The organism is Photobacterium sanctipauli (assembly GCF_003026495.1).
Classification (GTDB): domain Bacteria; phylum Pseudomonadota; class Gammaproteobacteria; order Enterobacterales; family Vibrionaceae; genus Photobacterium; species Photobacterium sanctipauli.
In genome coordinates, this window is sequence record NZ_PYMA01000011.1 from 37,484 (window position 1) to 56,082 (window position 18,599).

Annotated in this window: 14 protein-coding genes; 10 read left to right on the forward strand and 4 right to left on the reverse strand. The window is 46.3% G+C overall.

The window, feature by feature from the left end; genetic code table 11:
• The first annotated feature begins 179 nt into the window (after positions 1–179).
• From C9I98_RS16605 to yiaY, 5 genes are all read left to right on the forward strand, one after another.
• Positions 180–1,655, forward strand: coding sequence for a NarK family nitrate/nitrite MFS transporter (locus C9I98_RS16605; protein ID WP_107272226.1), 1,476 nt, complete (start codon positions 180–182; stop codon positions 1,653–1,655).
• A 28-nt stretch (positions 1,656–1,683) separates the two neighbouring features.
• Positions 1,684–3,456 (forward strand): bifunctional protein-serine/threonine kinase/phosphatase, encoded by a 1,773-nt coding sequence (locus C9I98_RS16610; RefSeq protein WP_245907171.1) that lies wholly within the window; start codon positions 1,684–1,686, stop codon positions 3,454–3,456.
• Positions 3,457–3,800: 344 nt separating this feature from the next.
• Positions 3,801–5,303, forward strand: a complete 1,503-nt coding sequence (locus C9I98_RS16615) for a lytic polysaccharide monooxygenase (protein ID WP_081879049.1) — start codon at positions 3,801–3,803, stop codon at positions 5,301–5,303.
• A gap of 422 nt (positions 5,304–5,725) precedes the next feature.
• Positions 5,726–7,228 carry a lytic polysaccharide monooxygenase gene (locus tag C9I98_RS16620; protein ID WP_051902063.1) on the forward strand — a complete coding sequence of 501 codons (1,503 nt, stop codon included), beginning with the start codon at positions 5,726–5,728 and terminating at the stop codon, positions 7,226–7,228.
• A 421-nt stretch (positions 7,229–7,649) separates the two neighbouring features.
• A complete protein-coding gene (gene yiaY / locus C9I98_RS16625; RefSeq protein ID WP_036819793.1) occupies positions 7,650–8,798 on the forward strand; it encodes an L-threonine dehydrogenase in 1,149 nt (382 codons plus the stop codon).
• Between the two features lie 99 nt (positions 8,799–8,897).
• Here the strand turns inward: yiaY and C9I98_RS27040 are convergent, their stop codons facing one another.
• A complete protein-coding gene (locus tag C9I98_RS27040) occupies positions 8,898–10,016 on the reverse strand; it encodes a GGDEF domain-containing protein (RefSeq protein ID WP_051902065.1) in 1,119 nt (372 codons plus the stop codon).
• A 12-nt stretch (positions 10,017–10,028) separates the two neighbouring features.
• Positions 10,029–10,517, reverse strand: coding sequence for a putative pterin-binding protein (locus C9I98_RS16635; RefSeq protein ID WP_146153883.1), 489 nt, complete (start codon positions 10,515–10,517; stop codon positions 10,029–10,031).
• A 348-nt stretch (positions 10,518–10,865) separates the two neighbouring features.
• Between C9I98_RS16635 and C9I98_RS16640 the strand changes: the two genes are divergently transcribed.
• Genes C9I98_RS16640 through C9I98_RS16655 form a run of 4 tightly spaced genes read left to right on the forward strand, consistent with a single transcriptional unit; the run spans position 10,866 to position 14,305 of the window.
• Positions 10,866–11,522 (forward strand): ABC transporter permease, encoded by a 657-nt coding sequence (locus tag C9I98_RS16640; protein WP_107272227.1) that lies wholly within the window; start codon positions 10,866–10,868, stop codon positions 11,520–11,522.
• A 29-nt stretch (positions 11,523–11,551) separates the two neighbouring features.
• Positions 11,552–12,673, forward strand: a complete 1,122-nt coding sequence (locus tag C9I98_RS16645) for an ABC transporter ATP-binding protein (RefSeq protein ID WP_107272228.1) — start codon at positions 11,552–11,554, stop codon at positions 12,671–12,673.
• A gap of 3 nt (positions 12,674–12,676) precedes the next feature.
• A complete protein-coding gene (locus C9I98_RS16650; RefSeq protein WP_036817659.1) occupies positions 12,677–13,408 on the forward strand; it encodes an ABC transporter permease in 732 nt (243 codons plus the stop codon).
• A 9-nt stretch (positions 13,409–13,417) separates the two neighbouring features.
• Complete coding sequence (locus C9I98_RS16655) at positions 13,418–14,305, forward strand: glycine betaine ABC transporter substrate-binding protein (RefSeq protein ID WP_036817661.1); 888 nt, start codon at positions 13,418–13,420, stop codon at positions 14,303–14,305.
• Positions 14,306–14,440: 135 nt separating this feature from the next.
• On the opposite strand, the gene C9I98_RS16660 is transcribed toward C9I98_RS16655, so the two are convergent.
• Positions 14,441–16,180: an EAL domain-containing protein gene (locus C9I98_RS16660; protein ID WP_036817662.1), complete on the reverse strand. Its 1,740-nt coding sequence runs from the start codon at positions 16,178–16,180 to the stop codon at positions 14,441–14,443.
• A gap of 352 nt (positions 16,181–16,532) precedes the next feature.
• On the opposite strand from C9I98_RS16660, the gene C9I98_RS16665 reads away from it, so the two are divergent.
• Complete coding sequence (locus C9I98_RS16665) at positions 16,533–17,378, forward strand: nitrilase-related carbon-nitrogen hydrolase (protein ID WP_036817664.1); 846 nt, start codon at positions 16,533–16,535, stop codon at positions 17,376–17,378.
• An 89-nt stretch (positions 17,379–17,467) separates the two neighbouring features.
• Here the strand turns inward: C9I98_RS16665 and C9I98_RS16670 are convergent, their stop codons facing one another.
• On the reverse strand, positions 17,468–18,355 hold the full coding sequence (locus tag C9I98_RS16670; protein WP_036817666.1) for a LysR family transcriptional regulator: 888 nt from the start codon (positions 18,353–18,355) through the stop codon (positions 17,468–17,470).
• Positions 18,356–18,599: the final 244 nt, after the last annotated feature.

Sequence of the window (18,599 nt, forward strand, 5' to 3'; positions counted from 1 at the left end):
GGTAAATTGATGCTTGATGGGCTGAAATGGTGCATGAAAAGTGGGTGTTTGCATCAAAATGTAGCTATGCTATGTTTTAAATGCATTTTATTTGATTAAGTTGCTGTTAATATTAGATTTGTGTTTTTGGCATGAACAATGCAATGAACTAGTTAGTTTATGATAGAAGGATATGGGAAATGTCACAAACAGGCTCGTTCAATCTATTTTCATTTAAGGGGAAGATGAAAGTTCTTCACCTTAGCTGGCTTGCTTTTTTTATCACTTTCTTTGTTTGGTTCAATTTTGCCCCTTTGCTGCAGGCAGTGAAAGATTCGTTAGGTTTAACAACGGCAGAAATCAAAACGTTATTGATCCTCAATGTCGCCTTTACCATCCCGGCAAGGGTGATTATCGGGATGCTCACTGATAAGTATGGCCCTCGGTTGGTTTACTCCACGCTACTGGCGGTGTGCTCGATACCGTGCTTTGCTTTCGCCTTTGCTGATAGCTTTGCTCAGGCTGCAATCGCTCGATTTGCGCTTGGCTTTATCGGGGCCGGTTTTGTGGTGGGTATCCGCTTGGTCTCCGAGTGGTTCCCGCATAACGAGCTAGGTACGGCAGAGGGCATTTACGGCGGGTGGGGTAACTTTGGATCGGCCGCAGCGGCTTTCACCTTACCGACTGTCGCCCTGATGTTCGGCGGGGATGACGGCTGGCGTTATGCCATGGCTGTGACGGGTGTGATGAGCTTGGCATTCTCTTTTGTGTTTTATGCCAATGTCAGCGATACCCCAAAAGGCGCGACCTATTTCAAACCGAAAAACCTTGGCGCGATGGAAGTGACATCGAAAGGGGATTTCTTCCTATTGTTAGCCATGAAGCTCCCTATGTATGGGGCATTGGCCTTGCTCGCGTGGAAGCTATCACCGACCGGCATCGGTATGCTGGAAGCCAATGTGGTGACTGGGATTTACTTGGCATTGGCGGTGATATACCTCTATGAGGTACTTCAGGTATGGAAGGTCAATAAAACGGTATTTGAAAAGCCGGTACCTGAAATTCACCAATACAAGTTTAAGCAAGTTGCCATTTTGAACGTGCTTTATTTTGCCACCTTCGGGTCTGAGCTGGCGGTGGTCTCCATGTTGCCGTTGTTCTTCTCCGACACGTTCGAACTTACCCCAGTCATGGCGGGTATGGTTGCCTCCGCCTACGCCTTCATGAATTTGATGTCTCGCCCTGGTGGTGGCTGGATTTCCGATAAATTTGGCCGTAAACCAACCTTGTTGATCCTGACAGCAGGCTTGGCGGCGGGTTACTTCTTGATGGGGCAAGTAGATAGCAGCTGGCCGGTATGGTTAGCCGTTGTTGCTGCGATGGCATGCTCTTTCTTTGTCCAGTCGGGCGAGGGGGCAGTGTTTGCCACCGTGCCTTTGATAAAGCGCCGTATGACAGGGCAAATTGCCGGAATGACAGGGGCATACGGTAATGTTGGCGCCGTGTGTTACCTCACCATTCTTTCGTTGGTTGATTACAGTACCTTCTTCTATGTGATTGCCGCCACCGCAGTGATTGGCTTCTTGACCTTGCTGATGATGGAAGAGCCGAAAGGCCAGATTGCCGAAATCAATGATGACGGCAGTGTCACCATGATTGATGTCGCCAAGAGCTGATCCTGCTTCGGAGCATTGGAGGAAGGGAATGATGTCGATGACTGAAGCGGCACTAGGTGCACCTGCACCAAGCTTGCGAGTGCGGGTTGGCGGGCAGTCTGTGGCTGGGGTGCGGGAGGCGAATCAAGATGCGTTCGCGGTACGTATCCCCGATAAACAGGCCGAGCTCGAGCACGCTGGTATTGTTGCTTGCATTGCTGATGGTGTCAGTTGCAGCGAAAACGGTCAGCAGGCCAGCCACACAGCGGTGACTCAGTTTATTGATGATTACTATGCCGCCCCCGCGACTTGGGGGGCGAGGTATACCGTTGGTAAGGTGCTCAATGCCCTCAACCAATGGTTGTTCGCCCAAGGCGATCTGCAGCAACTGAACCACAATGGCTTGATCACCACGCTGACAGCGGTGGTGATCAAGTCCAATACTGCGCATATCGCCCATGTTGGGGACAGCCGGCTATACCATTGCCGTGGTGGCCGTATGACTCAACTCACCCAAGATCATCGGCGCCGTCATATCGGTAATAAGAGCTTTCTCACTCGGGCGCTGGGCATGGACAGCCGGCTTGATGTGGATTTTCAGCAAATCAAGCTCGAAGCCGGCGATCGGTTGGTCATGACCACTGACGGTGTGCATGACTGGTTAACGGACAGGCAGCTTGATGCTCTGTTATCAAAGTACCCGCAGGGCAATACAGAACTACCCCCCGAGCAATTAACCGAAACAATCATTGCCGAGGCGATGGCGGCGGGGAGTAACGACAACGCCAGTTGCCTGGTCATTGACGTGGATGATCTGCCGAGTATGTCGCTGCCTGAAACCATTGCAGAGCTTACCCAGCGGGCCATTCCTCCGGTTATGGATGTTGGCAATAGGATCGATCAGTACCAAGTGATCCGGGTGCTGCACAGCGGGGCGCGTAGCCATGTTTACTTGGCGAAGAGTCTTTTCGATAGCAAAACTTATGTGCTGAAGGCGCCTTCGCTTAATTTCAGTGAAGATTACCAATACCTACAAGCCTTTGTACGCGAAGGTTGGCTTGGTGAGCAAATTAACCATCCGAGTATTATGAAGATCCATCCTTTTTCACGGGCATCGTCATTTCTTTACCATGTTTGTGATTATATTGAAGGGATCACGTTGAGGCAGTGGATGTATGAAAATCCGCAACCTGAACTTTACAAAGTCAGGGCGTTGGTTGGAGAAATAATTAAGTCATTACGTGTTTACCAGCGAAATGGTGTTATTCATCGAGACTTGAAACCTGAAAATATTATTATCGGTGAAAACAACAGAGTCACAATTATCGATTTGGGTACAGCAAAAGTATCTGGACTTGATGATTTAGAAAACCCAATAAAAGAAACCCTACCTGTTGGTGATATTAAATATATTTCACCAGAATGTTTGACTGGCAATAAAATAACGTTTAAAAGTGATATGTTTTCATTGGCGGTGATGGTGTACGAGATGCTTTCAGGCCATTACCCGTATTCGCTAGAGGCAATGAAGGTATTAGCACAGGATAGGCGAAAGTACCCGAAATACACCAGCCTTAAAAACTACCGTGATGATTTACCTATCTGGGTTGATCTGGTGGTTAAAAAAGGGTGTAACCTTGAAGAAAATGAAAGATATCAAGCGTTTTCTGAGTTCTTCTTGTCATTGGAAAAGCCCACGCCTTCCATTATTTCAAATAGTCGCTCACTACCTTTAAAAAAGAAAAATCCGGTTCTTTTTTGGAAGTTTGTAAGTGTGTTCTTATTGGTTGTTATATTTGTCTTGTTACTATGGGAATTTTAATTGCCACATAAATGATTGCTGGGAATGATATGCTGTGTTACTTTTTATGCTCTGGTTTATAATATTCAACTAATAGATGTTTTTGGCTAAATAATTTCCATAAATTAATTGAGACCACCCTTCCATATTTATTTTGAACTTTTTGTACAATACGAAAAACTGCCTATAAATATAGGCGTCAGCTAATGCAAGTGCCTAACAATATCAACATAACATACGTTAAAAATAACATACTCATCGGATGAGAATATCCAAATGATATTGCGACTGCATTGTAAAAGAAGTTGAGAAAAGAAGCTTACTTCTGGTAGCTGGCTTCCTTTCAATAACTATGGAAGTTAATAATGAAAAAAATAATATCCTTGTCAGTTGGAGCAGCCTCTGTCATGGCTGCAATTACGTCGTTTCAGGTTAGCGCTCATGGCTGGGTTGATTATCCAAAAGCTCGCCAAACGGTTTGTCGTGAGGATGATGGCCATTGGGGGCCGGATGATGGCTCCGCCATACCGAATGCGGCGTGTCGTGCCTCTTTTTTGGAGTCTGGCACCTATCCGGTTGTTCAGATCAACGAGTATGCAGCGCTGGTACCTGATCACACCAATATGGAGTCGGTGAAAGCTGCGGTGCCTGATGGACTGATTTGCTCCGGGGGGGACGATCGTAAAAGCGGCATGAGTGTCGCGTCGGCAGATTGGCAGCGTGAAGATATGAAAGCGGGTGAGACTTTTACCATGCGCTACAGAGCAACCGCGCCGCATAACCCAAGCTATTGGGAGTTTTACTTAACCAAGCCAGGTTATAACGCTGCGCATTCTCGCTTAACTTGGGATGATCTTGAGCTGTTTGATACGGCAGGCAACATTGAGTATGTGCAAGAAAGTGATGGGAAGTACTATTACATCGATGTTACCTTGCCGGCAGGTCGTACGGGTGAGGCTACTTTGATGACGCGCTGGCAACGTGAAGACCCAGCAGGCGAAGGCTTCTACAACTGTAGCGATATTCGCTTTGATGATGAGGTAACCCCGCCTGAGTGGACGAGCAAGGGCACTTACGTGAAACCGGGTGTGGTTGCTGAAGAAGGTGATGCAGTTTGGTTCCGTATTTTCTCCGGTACCGGCAACGAAGTTGTATTCGAGAAATTCCCGATCACAGCTAGCAACCAAGACGTAAACGTATGGTCTTACGAATTGGCGCAGTTGATCAATGAGAAATACCCAACGATCACTCAGGTTGGCCTACTGCAGGAAAGCGGCGACATTGTTTATGAAAACGCGGATCTACATATCAATAATGTGTATGTGACAAATGCTAATTACAACTATGCGCTGGATGTTCGTGATGGGACTGTTGACCCGGCACCGGTTGAAGTTACGGGACTTCAGTCTGAATATACTCAGGACAGCGAAGGTGTGGCGCATATAGAAGCCACCGTCAGCTCTGAAGGCCATTACGATATTAAGATGGAGCTTCTGGATCAAAATGGTAGCCAAATTGGTACTGCTAGTGATGTGGTAAACAATGGTCAGGTCGATCTCCTTATCAGTGCTAACCAAGTCGGTGAGTTTACGATTAATGTCACTGCCGCAGAGTTTGATAGTTCAGAATACAATGTGATTGTGTCTCAGCCTGTCACTATTAAAGAAGCGGCATCAGGCGATTATGACTATGTTTATCCAGACGGTATCGGTAGCTATGAGCCAGAGAAAACAGTTGTTCTGAGTCGTGATGGCAACACTTACAAGTGCCGTAAGGAACCTCAAGGTAACTGGTGTAACATTAATTCGCCTATTCATTATGAACCTGGCTTTGGCTCGGCATGGCAGGATGCTTGGATCAAGCTATAGTCTGACCTGATCTCAGTTCAAGCACTCAAGAAGAAAAACGCTGGCATCGTCCAGCGTTTTTATTGCCAGCGATTAATTAATATGAATTTTGACGAAATTAATTTCCATTTAATGAATTCATATTGTTTTTATAAGTTGTTTATCTATATTTTATTTTTTATTGGTTAATAGTTATTAATTAATAAAAAATAACTGGGATCATCCTTCCAATTTTATTTTGAACTTTTTGTGCGACGCAAAAAAGTGCCTATAAATATAGGCGTCAGTTAGCGGAAACTGCCTAGGAAACAAGTACGCTGTACAATAAAAAATATTGGCTATCGGATGAGTGCTTAGGCAGTAATAATGCTCAAAAGGAAAAGCAGTGGCTTAGCTTTTCTGATGTTAACTGGCTTCCTCACACCAATGAATGGAAGTTAATAATGAAAAAAATAATCTCACTGTCAGTTGGGGCAGCGTCAGTCATGGCGGCTGTTACTTCGTTCCAAGTTAGTGCGCATGGTTGGACGGATTTCCCCAAAGCACGCCAAATGTTCTGTTATGAAGACGGTGGCTATGACTGGCCAACAGATGGTTCGGGGATCCCGAATGCTGCTTGCCGTGCCACCTTCTTAGAATCAGGTACCTATCCGTTTGTTCAGAAGAACGAATATTCGGCCATTGTTAATAATCATACTGATATGGATGCGGTCAAAGCCGTGGTTAAAGATGGTCAGCTATGTTACGGCTCAGATTCCAAGAAAAGCGGGATTGGTGTGGCTTCTGCCGATTGGCAGCGCACTATTCTAAAAGCGGGTGAAACTATTCAGCTGAAGTTTTTGGCGACCGCACCGCATAACCCAAGCTATTGGGAATTCTATTTGAGCAAGCCATCATACAATGCCGCGTATACTCGCCTAACATGGGATGATGTCGAGAAGATTGCCGATTACGGTGATATCGAAAAACAAAATATTGATGGTAGTGAATACTATGTCATGGATATTACTATGCCAGCCGGACGTACAGGCGAAGCAACGCTGTTGACTCGTTGGCAGCGTACCGATGGCGGTGGTGAAGGCTTCTACAACTGTAGTGATATCAAGTTTGAAGGTGATGCACCGCCACCGGAGTGGACGGAACTTGGCTCGTATGTGCAACAGGGCTTGGTCGCGGAAGCGGGTGATTATATCCTTTACCGTATCTTCAATGGTAGCGGCTCTGAGATCGTAGAAGAGAAACTGCCTATTACCGCTGCTAACCAAAATATCCATGTTTGGTCTTACGAATTAGCCCAGTTGATTAACCAAGAGCACAGCACGATCACCCAAGTGGGTATTGAGCAGCCTTCAGGCGAGATTGCTTATGATCAGTCAGATCTCTATGCCAATAAGGTGTTCGCAACCAACCCGAGCTATAGGTATGCGCTTGATGTTCGTGACGGTACGATTGAACCGGCACCGGTTGAAGTGACTGGCATCGAGTCTGAGTATACTCAGGGCAGCGACGGTAAGACTTTTGTTGATGCGACCGTGTCTTCAGAAGGCCGTTACCTTATCAATATGAAGTTGTTAGACAGCAATGGCCATCAGCTATCGCTAGCGAGTGATATTGTTGATAACGGTGATATTGCCTTGAGCGTGTTTACTACCCAGACTGGTAACTTCACCGTGGAAGTGACCGCAGCAGCTGAAGGCAGCTCAGATCACGAAGTTGTGTCTACCCAGCAAATTACCATCAAGGAGCCTTCAAACGGTGAATATGATTATGTTTACCCGGATGGTATCGGTAGCTATGTGCCTGACGAAACAGTCGTACTAAGCCGCGATGGTGATACGTATAAGTGTCGTCCAGCACCTCATGGCGAGTGGTGTAATATCGACTCTGCGATTCACTACGAGCCTGGCTTTGGCTCCGACTGGGAAGACGCTTGGGTTAAGCAATAATGGGTAACCAAGAAATGCTACGACTTAAAGCCAAGCTGTAACCGTTAAGCAAGCTTGAGCTAGCATTGAAGAGGCCCATCAACATATTGAAAACGCTGGCATAGTCCAGCGTTTTTTTATGCCTCGTACATCACACTTTCTGTGCCTTATCATCGCATGAGTGAAATTGAATGTTTCCCTGTGTCGACAATATTGATAGTCAACCTGTTGATTATTTGATCCTGTTCAAATTAATTATGATGAATATATCCGAGAGAGGAATAAATTGCGCAAGATCAAATTGTTGCACAACTTTGCAGTGTTAGATATGCCTGTCTGCAACACCGAAGAGACAAATTACAGGTAGCCCATTGAGCTTATCCGATAGTCGGTTTTTAGTGGGTTAAAGTAATTAGTATTTGATAGATATGGAGAAATCATCATGAGTAGCGCATTTTTCATCCCAACGGTTAACCTAATGGGTGCAGGCTGTCTAACAGAGGCAGTTGATGCGATTCAATCTCACGGTTTCAAAAAAGCCCTTATTGTTACTGATAAGGTGCTAAGCCAAATCGGTATGGTAAAACAGGTTGCCGATCTGCTAACTGCACGAAATGTGGAGTCAGTTGTTTTTGATGGGACACAACCAAACCCGACGATAGGTAATGTAGAAGCTGGTTTGGCATTGCTAAAAGAAGGTGAGTGTGACTTTGTTATCTCATTAGGTGGTGGTTCACCACACGATTGTGCCAAAGGTATCGCGCTGGTAGCGTCAAACGGCGGTGAAATTGCTGACTACGAAGGTGTTGACCAGTCTGCCAAGCCCCAGCTGCCTTTGGTTGCCATCAACACGACAGCGGGTACGGCATCGGAAATGACTCGCTTCTGTATCATTACTGATGAAGCGCGCCACATCAAAATGGCAATTGTTGATAAAAACACGACCCCGCTAATGTCTGTTAATGATCCTGAGCTAATGTTGGCTAAACCTGCCTTGCTAACCGCGGCGACAGGTATGGATGCACTGACTCACGCCATTGAAGCGTATGTATCAACGGCTGCAACACCGGTAACAGATGCGGTAGCCATTAAAGCGATTGAGCTGGTTCAGGCTCACCTACGTACGGCAGTTGAAGACGGCCAAAACATCGAAGCGCGTGAGCAAATGGCCTACGCCCAGTTCATGGCTGGTATGGCGTTCAATAACGCGTCACTGGGTTACGTGCATGCCATGGCGCACCAGTTGGGTGGCTTCTACGACTTGCCACACGGTGTATGTAATGCGGTATTGCTACCACATGTGCAGCGCTACAATGCCCAGGTTTGCCCAGAGCGCCTAACCGATGTGGCCAAAGCCATGGGTGTGAATGTAGAAGGCATGACACCTGAGCAGGGTGCGGAAGCCGCACTTGAAGCGATCCAGCAACTATCAAAAGAAATCGGCATTCCTGCTGGCTTGAAAGAGCTGGGTGCGAAGGAAGAAGATATCAAGGTATTGGCTGACAATGCACTGAAAGACGCCTGTGGCCTAACTAACCCGAAACAAGCCACGCACGAAGAGATTTCAGGTATTTTTGCTGCTGCGCTATAAGGGCACAAGCTAAGCTAATTACTGTCGTTAAACATGTAAAGCGGTCGAGAGGCCGCTTTTTGTTATCTCTGGCTGCTGTCTCTACATAAAGGATGGGTGCTAAAACAACACATCAAGTCGTTGTCTTGCCTTCTTGGTGAAATGCTGGAAGCCGTTCTTACCCTGTTGTTTTACTTCATACATGGCAAAATCTGCCTGCTGCAACAATTCAGAAATTTCTTTTGCGGTGCCTGGGTACTCGCTGGCGCCAATGCTGGCGGAAATGGCATGGTATTTACCCGCATAGCAGGCGGGTTGTTTAAAGGCTTCAATGATTTGCTTGCCGATGCAAGGTTGCTGGTCGGCTTGTTGCGGGCAAAGCTCGATCACGGCAAACTCATCCCCCCCCATACGTGCCACCTTGAAGTGCGAACATTTCAATGTTTTCAGGCGCGAGGCCACTTCCACCAATAATTCATCGCCGGCCTGGTGCCCTAAGGTGTCATTGATTTGTTTGAACCCGTCTAGGTCAATTAAGTAAAACGTAAACGGGGTTTTGTTGTCGGTTAGTTTGACCAGCTCCCGGTTTAGCCACAGGCGGTTGCTCACACCGGTGAGGGAGTCGCTCATGGCGAGTTTATGGTGGAGCTTGGATTCCCGGTGGAGAATATAGATGATCAATACACCCAGTAGCAGGGTGACGGCCAGCAGGTAGCGGATCAGCATTTCCATTTTGGCAACGGCATTGATCTGCTCGGCTAATTCGCCGCTTGATAAGCGGAATTTATGGTTAAGGAAAATCACCAATTCGTCGTAATCAGCTCGAACAGCATCGAGGACCGGCTTGACGTTGTAGGTTTGGGGTAGGTTGATCAAATCATCTTCTATCGATTGGATAAATCCATAGTGATCAATGATCTCTTGTAGCGCGCCATTGAAGTTGTGGAGGTGGATAATGTCTGAATTAATCAGGATAGTTTTGAATCGGCTCCATAATATTTCGTACTGAAGCATCATGTCATTATGGTCGCTGCGAAACGATTGATAGCTGCGGAGCTGATAGTTGAACTCGGCGTATTCCTTGGTGAGTTGCAACACATACCAGATGGCTTCGTTTTGGCTCTGGGCAATGATATTGGAAGTGCGTTTGAGCGAGCCCACTGCCGCAATGATGGTAAACATCAACAGTGGGATAATGATAAACAGAGCTAGTCGAACTTTATTTTGTTTTACTCGCATACAATCCAATGCTTATTTGACGTCTATTAGCTCAATTTGCCAGACCATTTTTGCCAGTTGCTTGGTTTCCGAAAGTTCTGGGTAGTCGTCAATGGAAGCAACGAGCCAATACGGCCCATAATCCCTTACTTTCAGATAGTTACCGTTTTTCTTAATGGCAACTAATGGCTGGTATTTTTCGATGTACTCCTGAGATACATCGACCTGGTAGTCATTTAAGGCAGTGAAACTGATCCTTTCTGGCTCAAGTGAAAAAGTAGTGAGTAACACGGATAGCCGGACCCCTTCGAACCTGGCTTGCCCCTCGAACCAGGGAAGGTGGGTCGATAGTTTGTGCTGCGGGAGTTGTTCTATTTCGCCTCGGGATAGGGTGATCGCGACCTGCTTTCCATTGCTATCGATACCGTTGATCTTGAGTGGTGGGGCATAAGCCCAGGATAAAAAAGGGAAAAATAACAATCCAATCAACAAACTAACACGTCCCAATTGTGTTGCTGTCATCACATCAGCCTCATTCATCCGTTTTTATATAGTGTAGTTGCTTATTGGAGAGGGGCGGTCGTAGAGGTAAAAAAAATACTAGTTCAGTACGGTTTGGTTAGCGCGTTTAAGGGATGAGATCAAAATAAACGTTGAAAAAACTTGAGGTCGATCCAGTAACTCACTAGAATCCACCGCTTCTTTTGTCATTCTATTCATCGCTATCGGCGCGGAATGATGCTCATGGCGTTAGCCATGTCTATCAGGGGCCTCCCCTGTTTTGACAACCCTTGGTTGTATCTACGTCGCTCAAACCAAGTGACTACCTGAAAACAATCTGTGTTTAACTCTTAAATCCAGGAGTGAAAATTGGAAATTTTCAATTTCGTTCTGGACAACTGGGATGTTATTGCCTCGCGTACAGTCGAGCACCTGTCATTAGTTAGCTTGGCTGTTGGCCTTGCAATGCTAACAGGCGTGCCGATTGGCATTGCAATCACCCAGAATCAACGTGCCGCCAATATTGTGCTGTATGTTGCGTCCATTATTATTACGATCCCATCCATCGCCTTGTTCGGGATCATGATCCCGGTGCTATCTATTATCGGCCAAGGGATCGGCTATTTACCTGCAGTCATTGCAGTTTTGCTGTACTCGCAGCTACCCATTATTCGTAACACGTATACCGCGATCACCAATGTCGATCCGGCGTTGCGCGAAGCCGCGCGCGGTATTGGGTTGACCAACATGCAGCGCTTGCGCTTGGTTGAAATCCCACTGGCGATACCGGTCATTATGGCGGGTGTACGCATGGCGGTGGTGATGAATATCGGCGTGATGGCAATCGCAACCTATATCGGTGCTGGTGGCCTAGGTACATTCATCGCCCGTGGTATCAGCCAGTCTGATCCACGCCAGTTGATTGTTGGTGCCGTCGCAGTGAGTCTGCTGGCGATTTTTGCAGACTTGGTGCTTGCAAGAATCCAGAAGAAATTCACACCTAAGGGCGTCGTTGTTCACGGCTAATAGTTTTACGAATATAAGAGGGTGTTTTCATGATCCAACTTGAGAACCTGACAAAAATTTTCGAAACACCACAGGGCGTGGTGACGGCTGCCGACCATATCAACATGGAAGTGCCAACAGGCGAGATTTGTGTATTGCTTGGCCCATCTGGCTGCGGTAAAACCACCACACTAAAAATGATTAACCGCTTGGTGACGCCAACCTCGGGCCGTGTCCTGATCAACGGCGAAGATACCACTGGCATTGATACTGTGACTTTGCGTCGTAACATCGGCTACGTGATCCAGCAGATTGGTCTGTTCCCTAACATGACCATTGAAGAGAATATTGCACTGATCCCTAAGCTAATGGGCTGGGATCCAAAGCGTTGCACCCAGCGTGCCAAAGACCTGCTTGATATGGTGGCGCTTGATCCGAATACCTTCATGAAGCGCTACCCGAACGAGCTTTCTGGTGGCCAGCAGCAGCGTGTGGGTGTTGTTCGTGCCCTAGCGGCAGATGCACCGGTACTTTTGATGGATGAACCTTTTGGTGCTATCGACCCAATTAACCGCGAAGTGATTCAGGAAGAATTCCTGAAGATGAACAAAGAGTTGAAGAAAACTATCATGTTCGTTTCCCACGACATCGATGAAGCGGTGAAGATGGCTGACAAGGTGGCAATCTTCCGCGATGGTCAGCTTGAACAGTATTCAAGCCCGGATCAGTTGCTAGCCCAGCCTGCGACCGACTTCGTTGCTGATTTTGTGGGTACTGACCGTACTCTGAAGCGCCTACAGCTTTCAACCGCTGGCGAGGTAATGGAAGCGAATGTACCAACGGTGATGCCAAGCGATAACCTTGAAGTGGCACTGCAGCGCATGAACGATTACGGCCATGGCATGATTGTGATGGTGAATAACCAGCAGCAGCCAGTGGGCGTGATTAACAAATCGGTGGCGATGAGCCAGCGTGGTTTGTGTAGCGATCACTTCGATGGCCTGCCGATTTTGATGAAGCAAGAGCAGGATCTTCGTGCTGTTGTTTCTAAGATGTTCGCCCACGATATCAGCTGGCTGGCGGTGGTTGACGAGCAAGGTCGCCTGTGTGGTGAGATTTCACAGCGTGGTATTACACACCACCTGGGAGCAAGCTTCCGTACAAAGGGGTAAGGGATGAAATCAATTAATCTGAGCCCTTACATGAACGCGCTGCTCATGCTGATTGTGTTCAGCCTAGGTGTTGCTGCGCAGTCTTCCGGTTTCATCGAGCAGTTCTTCTACTACTGGGATGAGATTGTGTACCTGTCGGGCCACCATATTAAGCTGACGCTGATTTCAGGTTCGATAGCGGTGATGATTGGTATTCCGGTTGGGGTGATCCTAAGTCGTCCGGCTTGCCGCAAGATTGCTGACTTTGTGATGCAAATCTTCAATGTCGGTACAACGGTGCCAACCCTGGCGGTATTGGCTTTGTCGATGAGCTTTTTGGGTATTGGCGACAAGCCAGCGATTTTCGCATTGGCGTTTGCGTCGATTCTGCCGATCCTGCGTAACACCTATACCGGCTTGCTTTCTGTACCTGCTCACCTCAAAGAGGCTGCAACGGGGATTGGCCTAACGCCTTGGCAGCAGCTGGTTAAAGTTGAACTGCCAAACGCGATGTTTGTGATTATGGCCGGTGTTCGTACCGCGATTGCTATCAACATTGGTACGGTGCCACTGGCATTCCAAATCGGTGGTACCGGCTTGGGTGAGCTGATCTTTGCGGGTATCGACCTGTACGATACGCCAATGATGCTAGCGGGGGCGATCCCTACCGCGGTATTGGCCCTGATCGCTGACATTATTTTGGGCATGGTGACATTCCTGATTGTTAGCAAGGGTGTTAACCCTAACCGTAAGTAAGAGGTAACAATGAAGCGTATTATTTCTCTGTTTGCTGCTGTGGCATTGTTGGGTTCTGCATCGGCGATGGCAGCTGGCAAGCTGGTTGTTGGCGGTAAGGGGTATACCGAGCAGCTTATTATGTCGACCATGACTTCGCAGTACCTGGCGGGCTTGGGCTATGACGTGGATCAGCGCGATGGCATGGGTTCGACCGTGCTGCGTACTGCCCAGCTTAACGGTCAGATTGACCTTTACTGGGAATACACCGGCACCGGCTTGGTGACGTTTAACAAGGTGGTTGAAAAGCTCAGCCCTGCTGAAACCTACCAGCGTGTAAAGGAGTTGGACGAGCAGGTGGGTTTGGTGTGGCTGAATCCGTCGAAGGCGAACAACACCTACGCACTTGCAATGCGTAAGGACTTTGCCAAAGAAAAAGGCATTGAGTCGATCACCGATATGATGGATTGGCTGCAAACGGAAGATGGCAGTAATGCCCAGCTGGCAAGCAATATTGAGTTCTCGGCCCGCCCGGATGGCTTGAAGTCGCTCTTGGCTGCGTATGAGTTTGAAATGCCGCGCCATAACCTGCGTAAGATGAACTCAGGTTTGGTGTATCAAGCGCTAGCGCAAGAAGTCGTGGATATCTCGATGGTATTCGCCACCGATGGCCGCGTGAAAGCATTTAATTTTTACGTACTGAAAGATGACCGCGAACACTTCCCTAACTATGCGCTAACGCCGGTGGTACGCCAAGATACGTTGGCCCAGTTCCCGCAGTTGGCGGAGCAGCTAAACGTTTTGTCTGCCTTGATGAACGATGACGTGATGTCGACCCTGAATGCGACTGTTGATGTGGAAGGGGTATCAATCGAGCACGTTGCCCGCGATTTCCTCAAGCAGAACGATCTGATTTAACCACTTGTTAATTCGCAACAGCGAAAACAAAAATACCAGTTCAAATGAACTGGTATTTTTTTGCCTGTATTTTGCGAAAGCTGATAGTGATACCAACCCCATCAAAACCTGATCAGATATTTAATGGCAAAGGTATTATTGATACAAGTAGCCCTGATGTATCACCTCGTTAAGTGAGAGTAGGGCACCTTGGTCTTTGATGCACTCAACCCCCTCGAAGATAACTTTGGTATCGGTTTCATTGGCTAGAGCAAGGATATTCTTAACAATACTCTGTGACTCTGGAGACCGGTGGAGCCCGATAACAAAAGACTTATCAACCTTGACATAGGTCGGCTTCACACGCCTTACCAAGTCGATATTGTTGTTGCCCATGCCAAAGTCGTCGACTGCAATCGTAAAGCCCATTGACTGTATCTTGGCGATCGCTGTGTAGATGTCTTTGCTGTATTCAATGGCTGACGACTCGGTTAACTCAATGATAAATTGGCCTGGGTTTAGCTTATTGAGTGCCGACAGCAAGGTTGTAAGATGGCGAGGTGCTAATAGTGTAGGGCAGATATTCAAGCTTAACTGTTGTGAAGGATAGGCTGCTGCATGATCTTTAACGGTTTCGATCAGATACAGGGTGTGAAGCATAAGAAGGTTACTTTTACGCAGTTGTAAGAAGAATAAATCTAATGCCGGTTTGTTGCCGCTGATATTGGTCAGCACTTCGTAAAAGATAGGTGATCTGGTTTTGGTATTCGTGACGACTTCAAGTTTGAACTTGAAGCGCTGGGCTGTCATTAGGTAATGGCCGAAGCAATATAAAAATCGAGAGTAAGTGATGATGGCGAAGGCTGCGAAAATGAGGAGGAAATCCTTAATAGGGTTTGCCGAATAATAGGTGAGCTGTCCTTTATCGTTTACTTGGTGGGTAAAAATGGCGATACCTGGATTCTCGCCCACAGAGACAACATCGTTGTTGTTTCGAACAAGGCGTATTGCATCAATCGGCAAGTATTGAATAAGTTGGTAGTATCGGCTTTGTATCGCTTCTTTGTTGATCCTGAAAATCAATTCATTGCCATCAATAATGAAGCTTGGGTAAACGAAAGCATCATTGTTTTTCCAGGTGAGCACGCGTTCTAATGAGGCAATTTCAGAGCCGTCATGACTGATAAGGCAGGTTTCGTTGAGCAGCATTGAGTGGGCATTTCTGCTACCTGAAAAGATTCTCCTAAGTTGAGTGAGGTTGTTGTAACTACAACCGACGGCACTGGCTTGGTGGGCGATGAGCCGACTATGTTGTCCATACTCTTTCACCATTGAGCTTAATATGGTGATATGAGCGAAGTAGAGGGCCAGTAGCGCTAGACATGTAGCACATAGTAATTGCAGCGATCTTTTTAAAAAAGCGATCTTATAATTTTCGACGATTAATTTATAGAAAGTTGAAATAACTGCCTTCCTTTGGTTAGTTATATTAACTGAATTGTCATTATTATAAATTGGCAGGGTGATGAAGTAATCTTTACCGTTTTCAGTCTTAATTAATTCAACCTCTGGTTCTGTATTCGATGATGAAAGATGAAGCTGTTTTATTTTATGTTGAATAGAAGATAGATTGCTTTTTAATGTGTCCAATGAGAGTACAGTATTCGTTTGCTGATTATAACTTGTTATTATTTTTTCAAGATTGACTGGCGATGTGGCAGAGGTGCTGGTCGCAAGAAGAGTTAAAATATAGCCTTCTATATCAGTAAGTTCCGTTTTTGATTTTAGTTCTGTTTTGTTGTCCTTTTCCTCAATCAAGCTAATATAGTTACTGCCAATGGATATCAGTTTAACCATATCTTTTTTTTCTGTTGGCAATGATAAAAATAAACTCATAAACATCCTGTCTATATGGTTATAACATCTCACATGGCTAATGTTGGTATAGTTTAGGGTGGCAAAATAACGCTTGTATGATATTTCATTTAGGAATGAAAATAAATTAGGCAAACGGCATTTCGTGTTAATTATATCTTATGATTGATAATGGGATATCTTTTGTGATTGTTATCACCTTTAAGTGTAATTGATATTCTCGTTACTACTTAGTGATCATCTTTACCAGATGACAGCTGCAAATGCGCATTAGAGCAAAGTGCTAGGTTGAAAAAGGCGTCTCCGCCTTCTTGCAATTTAAGAGCTAAAGCAACAGAATACGGCGCTTTCCAAAGCAACGGTAACAGAACAAATGAACAAACATGAATTGAAGGTGGGGGTTGCCCAAATCGCGCCAAAGCTGGCTGACGTTGAGGCAAACCTTGAGCTACACCTTGATTTTATTAGGCAGGCTCGTGCTGAAGGTGTTGATTTGCTGTTATTTCCGGAGCTATCAATGACAGGCTATAGCCTTCGGGAAAAGACAATGGATGTCGCGATGCCGGCTTCTTCCCCTATCTTAACGCAATTGGCGACGGCAGCTGGCGAGATGGCAGTTAGTATCGGTTTTATTGAAGAGGATGCCGCCGGCGAATTCTACAATGCCCAAGCCATGATTAAAGGCGGCGAAGTACTTCATGTTCACCGCAAGATAAACCTACCTAACTATGGCGGGTTGGAAGAAGCAAAATGGTATAGCAAAGGGCAAGGCCTCACTCTGTGCGAACCTTTCTCTGGTTGGACGGCGCATACCTTAATCTGTGCTGATTTGTGGAATCCGGCGCTGCCTCATATTGCGATGTTGGATAAACCGGCCGTTATGTTGGCACCGATCAATTCAGCCGCTGATATTGTCTCTGATGAATTTTCTAACCCCCAGGGCTGGAAGACCAACACTGATTTTATCTCGATGACTTACGGTGTGCCGCTGTTGATGGCAAACAGTTGTGCCCGCGAGGGTAACAGCCAGTTCTGGGGCGGTTCTCGAATTATGGATGCATTCGGCAATTGCTTGGTTGAAGCCGGTGCAGAGCAGTGCCTGATAGCCGCAACGGTGTCGATGCAAGATACCCGTGCGGCACGGTTCCAGTTGCCAACAATCCGTGACGCGGACTCAAGGCTGATGGCCGAGTTGCTGGCATCGCGAATTGGGAAGTAAGACCAATTCGATTGAAAGAAAACGCCTTGCGATAGCAAGGCGTTGTTTTTTGCGTTGTGGCTTTAACTGAGTGGCTATTAGGGGCTGGGCTAGTTCGAATGAATCGCCAGCAGTTGGTCGTGGAGCCATTGGTATGGCTCGCTGAGTACCATGTCGTGGGACCACAGCATTGATGCCTTCCAACTTTCCTTTTCAATGTCATTAAAGGCAAGGGTGACACGTTGCAAGTTGTTCTGAGCCAAGTCTTTTTGGATCACGAAGTCAGGCAACAAAGTTACCCCCATGTCACGCTTGCAAAGGTTGAGCAAGGTGTTCATGTCCTCGATATTCCAGCAGTGAGAGGCTGTTTCAATCTCGTCTAGCCCCATATGTGCAAGATCTGAGCAAGGCAAAAGCAACTTGGTATTGCAAAAGTCACCATAGCTTAATACCGAGCCATGCTTTTTGATAAACCCCGGAGAGGCCACCCACATGGTGTTGATCGAGAAAGCGGTTGTAAAGTGAAAGTCTTTTTTTTGGTTTAAAGGGAATAGTCCCAGCACCATATCAAGCTGCTTATCTTTCAACTTCTGAATCAAAGACTGGCTATTTTGCTGCGTCAGCTTGATCTCGATGTTATCGAATGTCTCGGAAAAACGGATCAGCAGATCTTGGACTTTTGAACAGCAGGTTAGCGGGTCTATGCCTAAGTTCACCTGCGTGTTTTCGGTTGTGTACAGGGCTCTCGCTTTATCGATGAAAATGTCATACTGGCTGATCATGGTTTTGGCGTTTTTATACATCCTTTCGCCTTTGTCAGTCAGAATCGGGTACTTCTTTGTTCGGTCAAACAGTTGGTAGCCTAAATCTATTTCCAGGTTTTGGATAGATTGGCTAATGGCTGCCTGCGTTTTATTGATTTTTCTTCCGGCCGCGCTAAAGGATCCAGTTTCAGCGGCAGCAATAAAAGAGTGAATGTTTTCAATTTGGATCTTCATAAGCCGACTCTTTGAAAGGAAAAATTACTTTATATTGATTATTTGAATAATTGTTCTTTATAGGAACACAGTATATATCTTGTTAATCTTTTGGTTACATTTAGAGAAAGATAACAAATTGATTTAGTGATTTTACCAGAATATAGCAATTTAAAAAGAGCCTTATTGCGAACTAAGTAAATAATGATATTCGAAGGTAAGTGATGAATAATGTGATAGATTGTTTAATAATTATTTATACATC

Excerpts from the sequence above, each read along its gene's own strand:
- C9I98_RS16605 (WP_107272226.1), top strand. The coding sequence starts at position 180 with ATGTCACAAACAGGCTCGTTCAATCTATTTTCATTTAAGGGGAAGATG.
- C9I98_RS16610 (WP_245907171.1), top strand. The coding sequence starts at position 1,684 with ATGATGTCGATGACTGAAGCGGCACTAGGTGCACCTGCACCAAGCTTG.
- C9I98_RS16615 (WP_081879049.1), top strand. The coding sequence starts at position 3,801 with ATGAAAAAAATAATATCCTTGTCAGTTGGAGCAGCCTCTGTCATGGCT.
- C9I98_RS16620 (WP_051902063.1), top strand. The coding sequence starts at position 5,726 with ATGAAAAAAATAATCTCACTGTCAGTTGGGGCAGCGTCAGTCATGGCG.
- yiaY (WP_036819793.1), top strand. The coding sequence starts at position 7,650 with ATGAGTAGCGCATTTTTCATCCCAACGGTTAACCTAATGGGTGCAGGC.
- C9I98_RS27040 (WP_051902065.1), bottom strand. The coding sequence starts at position 10,016 with ATGCGAGTAAAACAAAATAAAGTTCGACTAGCTCTGTTTATCATTATC.
- C9I98_RS16635 (WP_146153883.1), bottom strand. The coding sequence starts at position 10,517 with ATGACAGCAACACAATTGGGACGTGTTAGTTTGTTGATTGGATTGTTA.
- C9I98_RS16645 (WP_107272228.1), top strand. The coding sequence starts at position 11,552 with ATGATCCAACTTGAGAACCTGACAAAAATTTTCGAAACACCACAGGGC.
- C9I98_RS16650 (WP_036817659.1), top strand. The coding sequence starts at position 12,677 with ATGAAATCAATTAATCTGAGCCCTTACATGAACGCGCTGCTCATGCTG.
- C9I98_RS16655 (WP_036817661.1), top strand. The coding sequence starts at position 13,418 with ATGAAGCGTATTATTTCTCTGTTTGCTGCTGTGGCATTGTTGGGTTCT.
- C9I98_RS16660 (WP_036817662.1), bottom strand. The coding sequence starts at position 16,180 with ATGAGTTTATTTTTATCATTGCCAACAGAAAAAAAAGATATGGTTAAA.
- C9I98_RS16665 (WP_036817664.1), top strand. The coding sequence starts at position 16,533 with ATGAACAAACATGAATTGAAGGTGGGGGTTGCCCAAATCGCGCCAAAG.
- C9I98_RS16670 (WP_036817666.1), bottom strand. The coding sequence starts at position 18,355 with ATGAAGATCCAAATTGAAAACATTCACTCTTTTATTGCTGCCGCTGAA.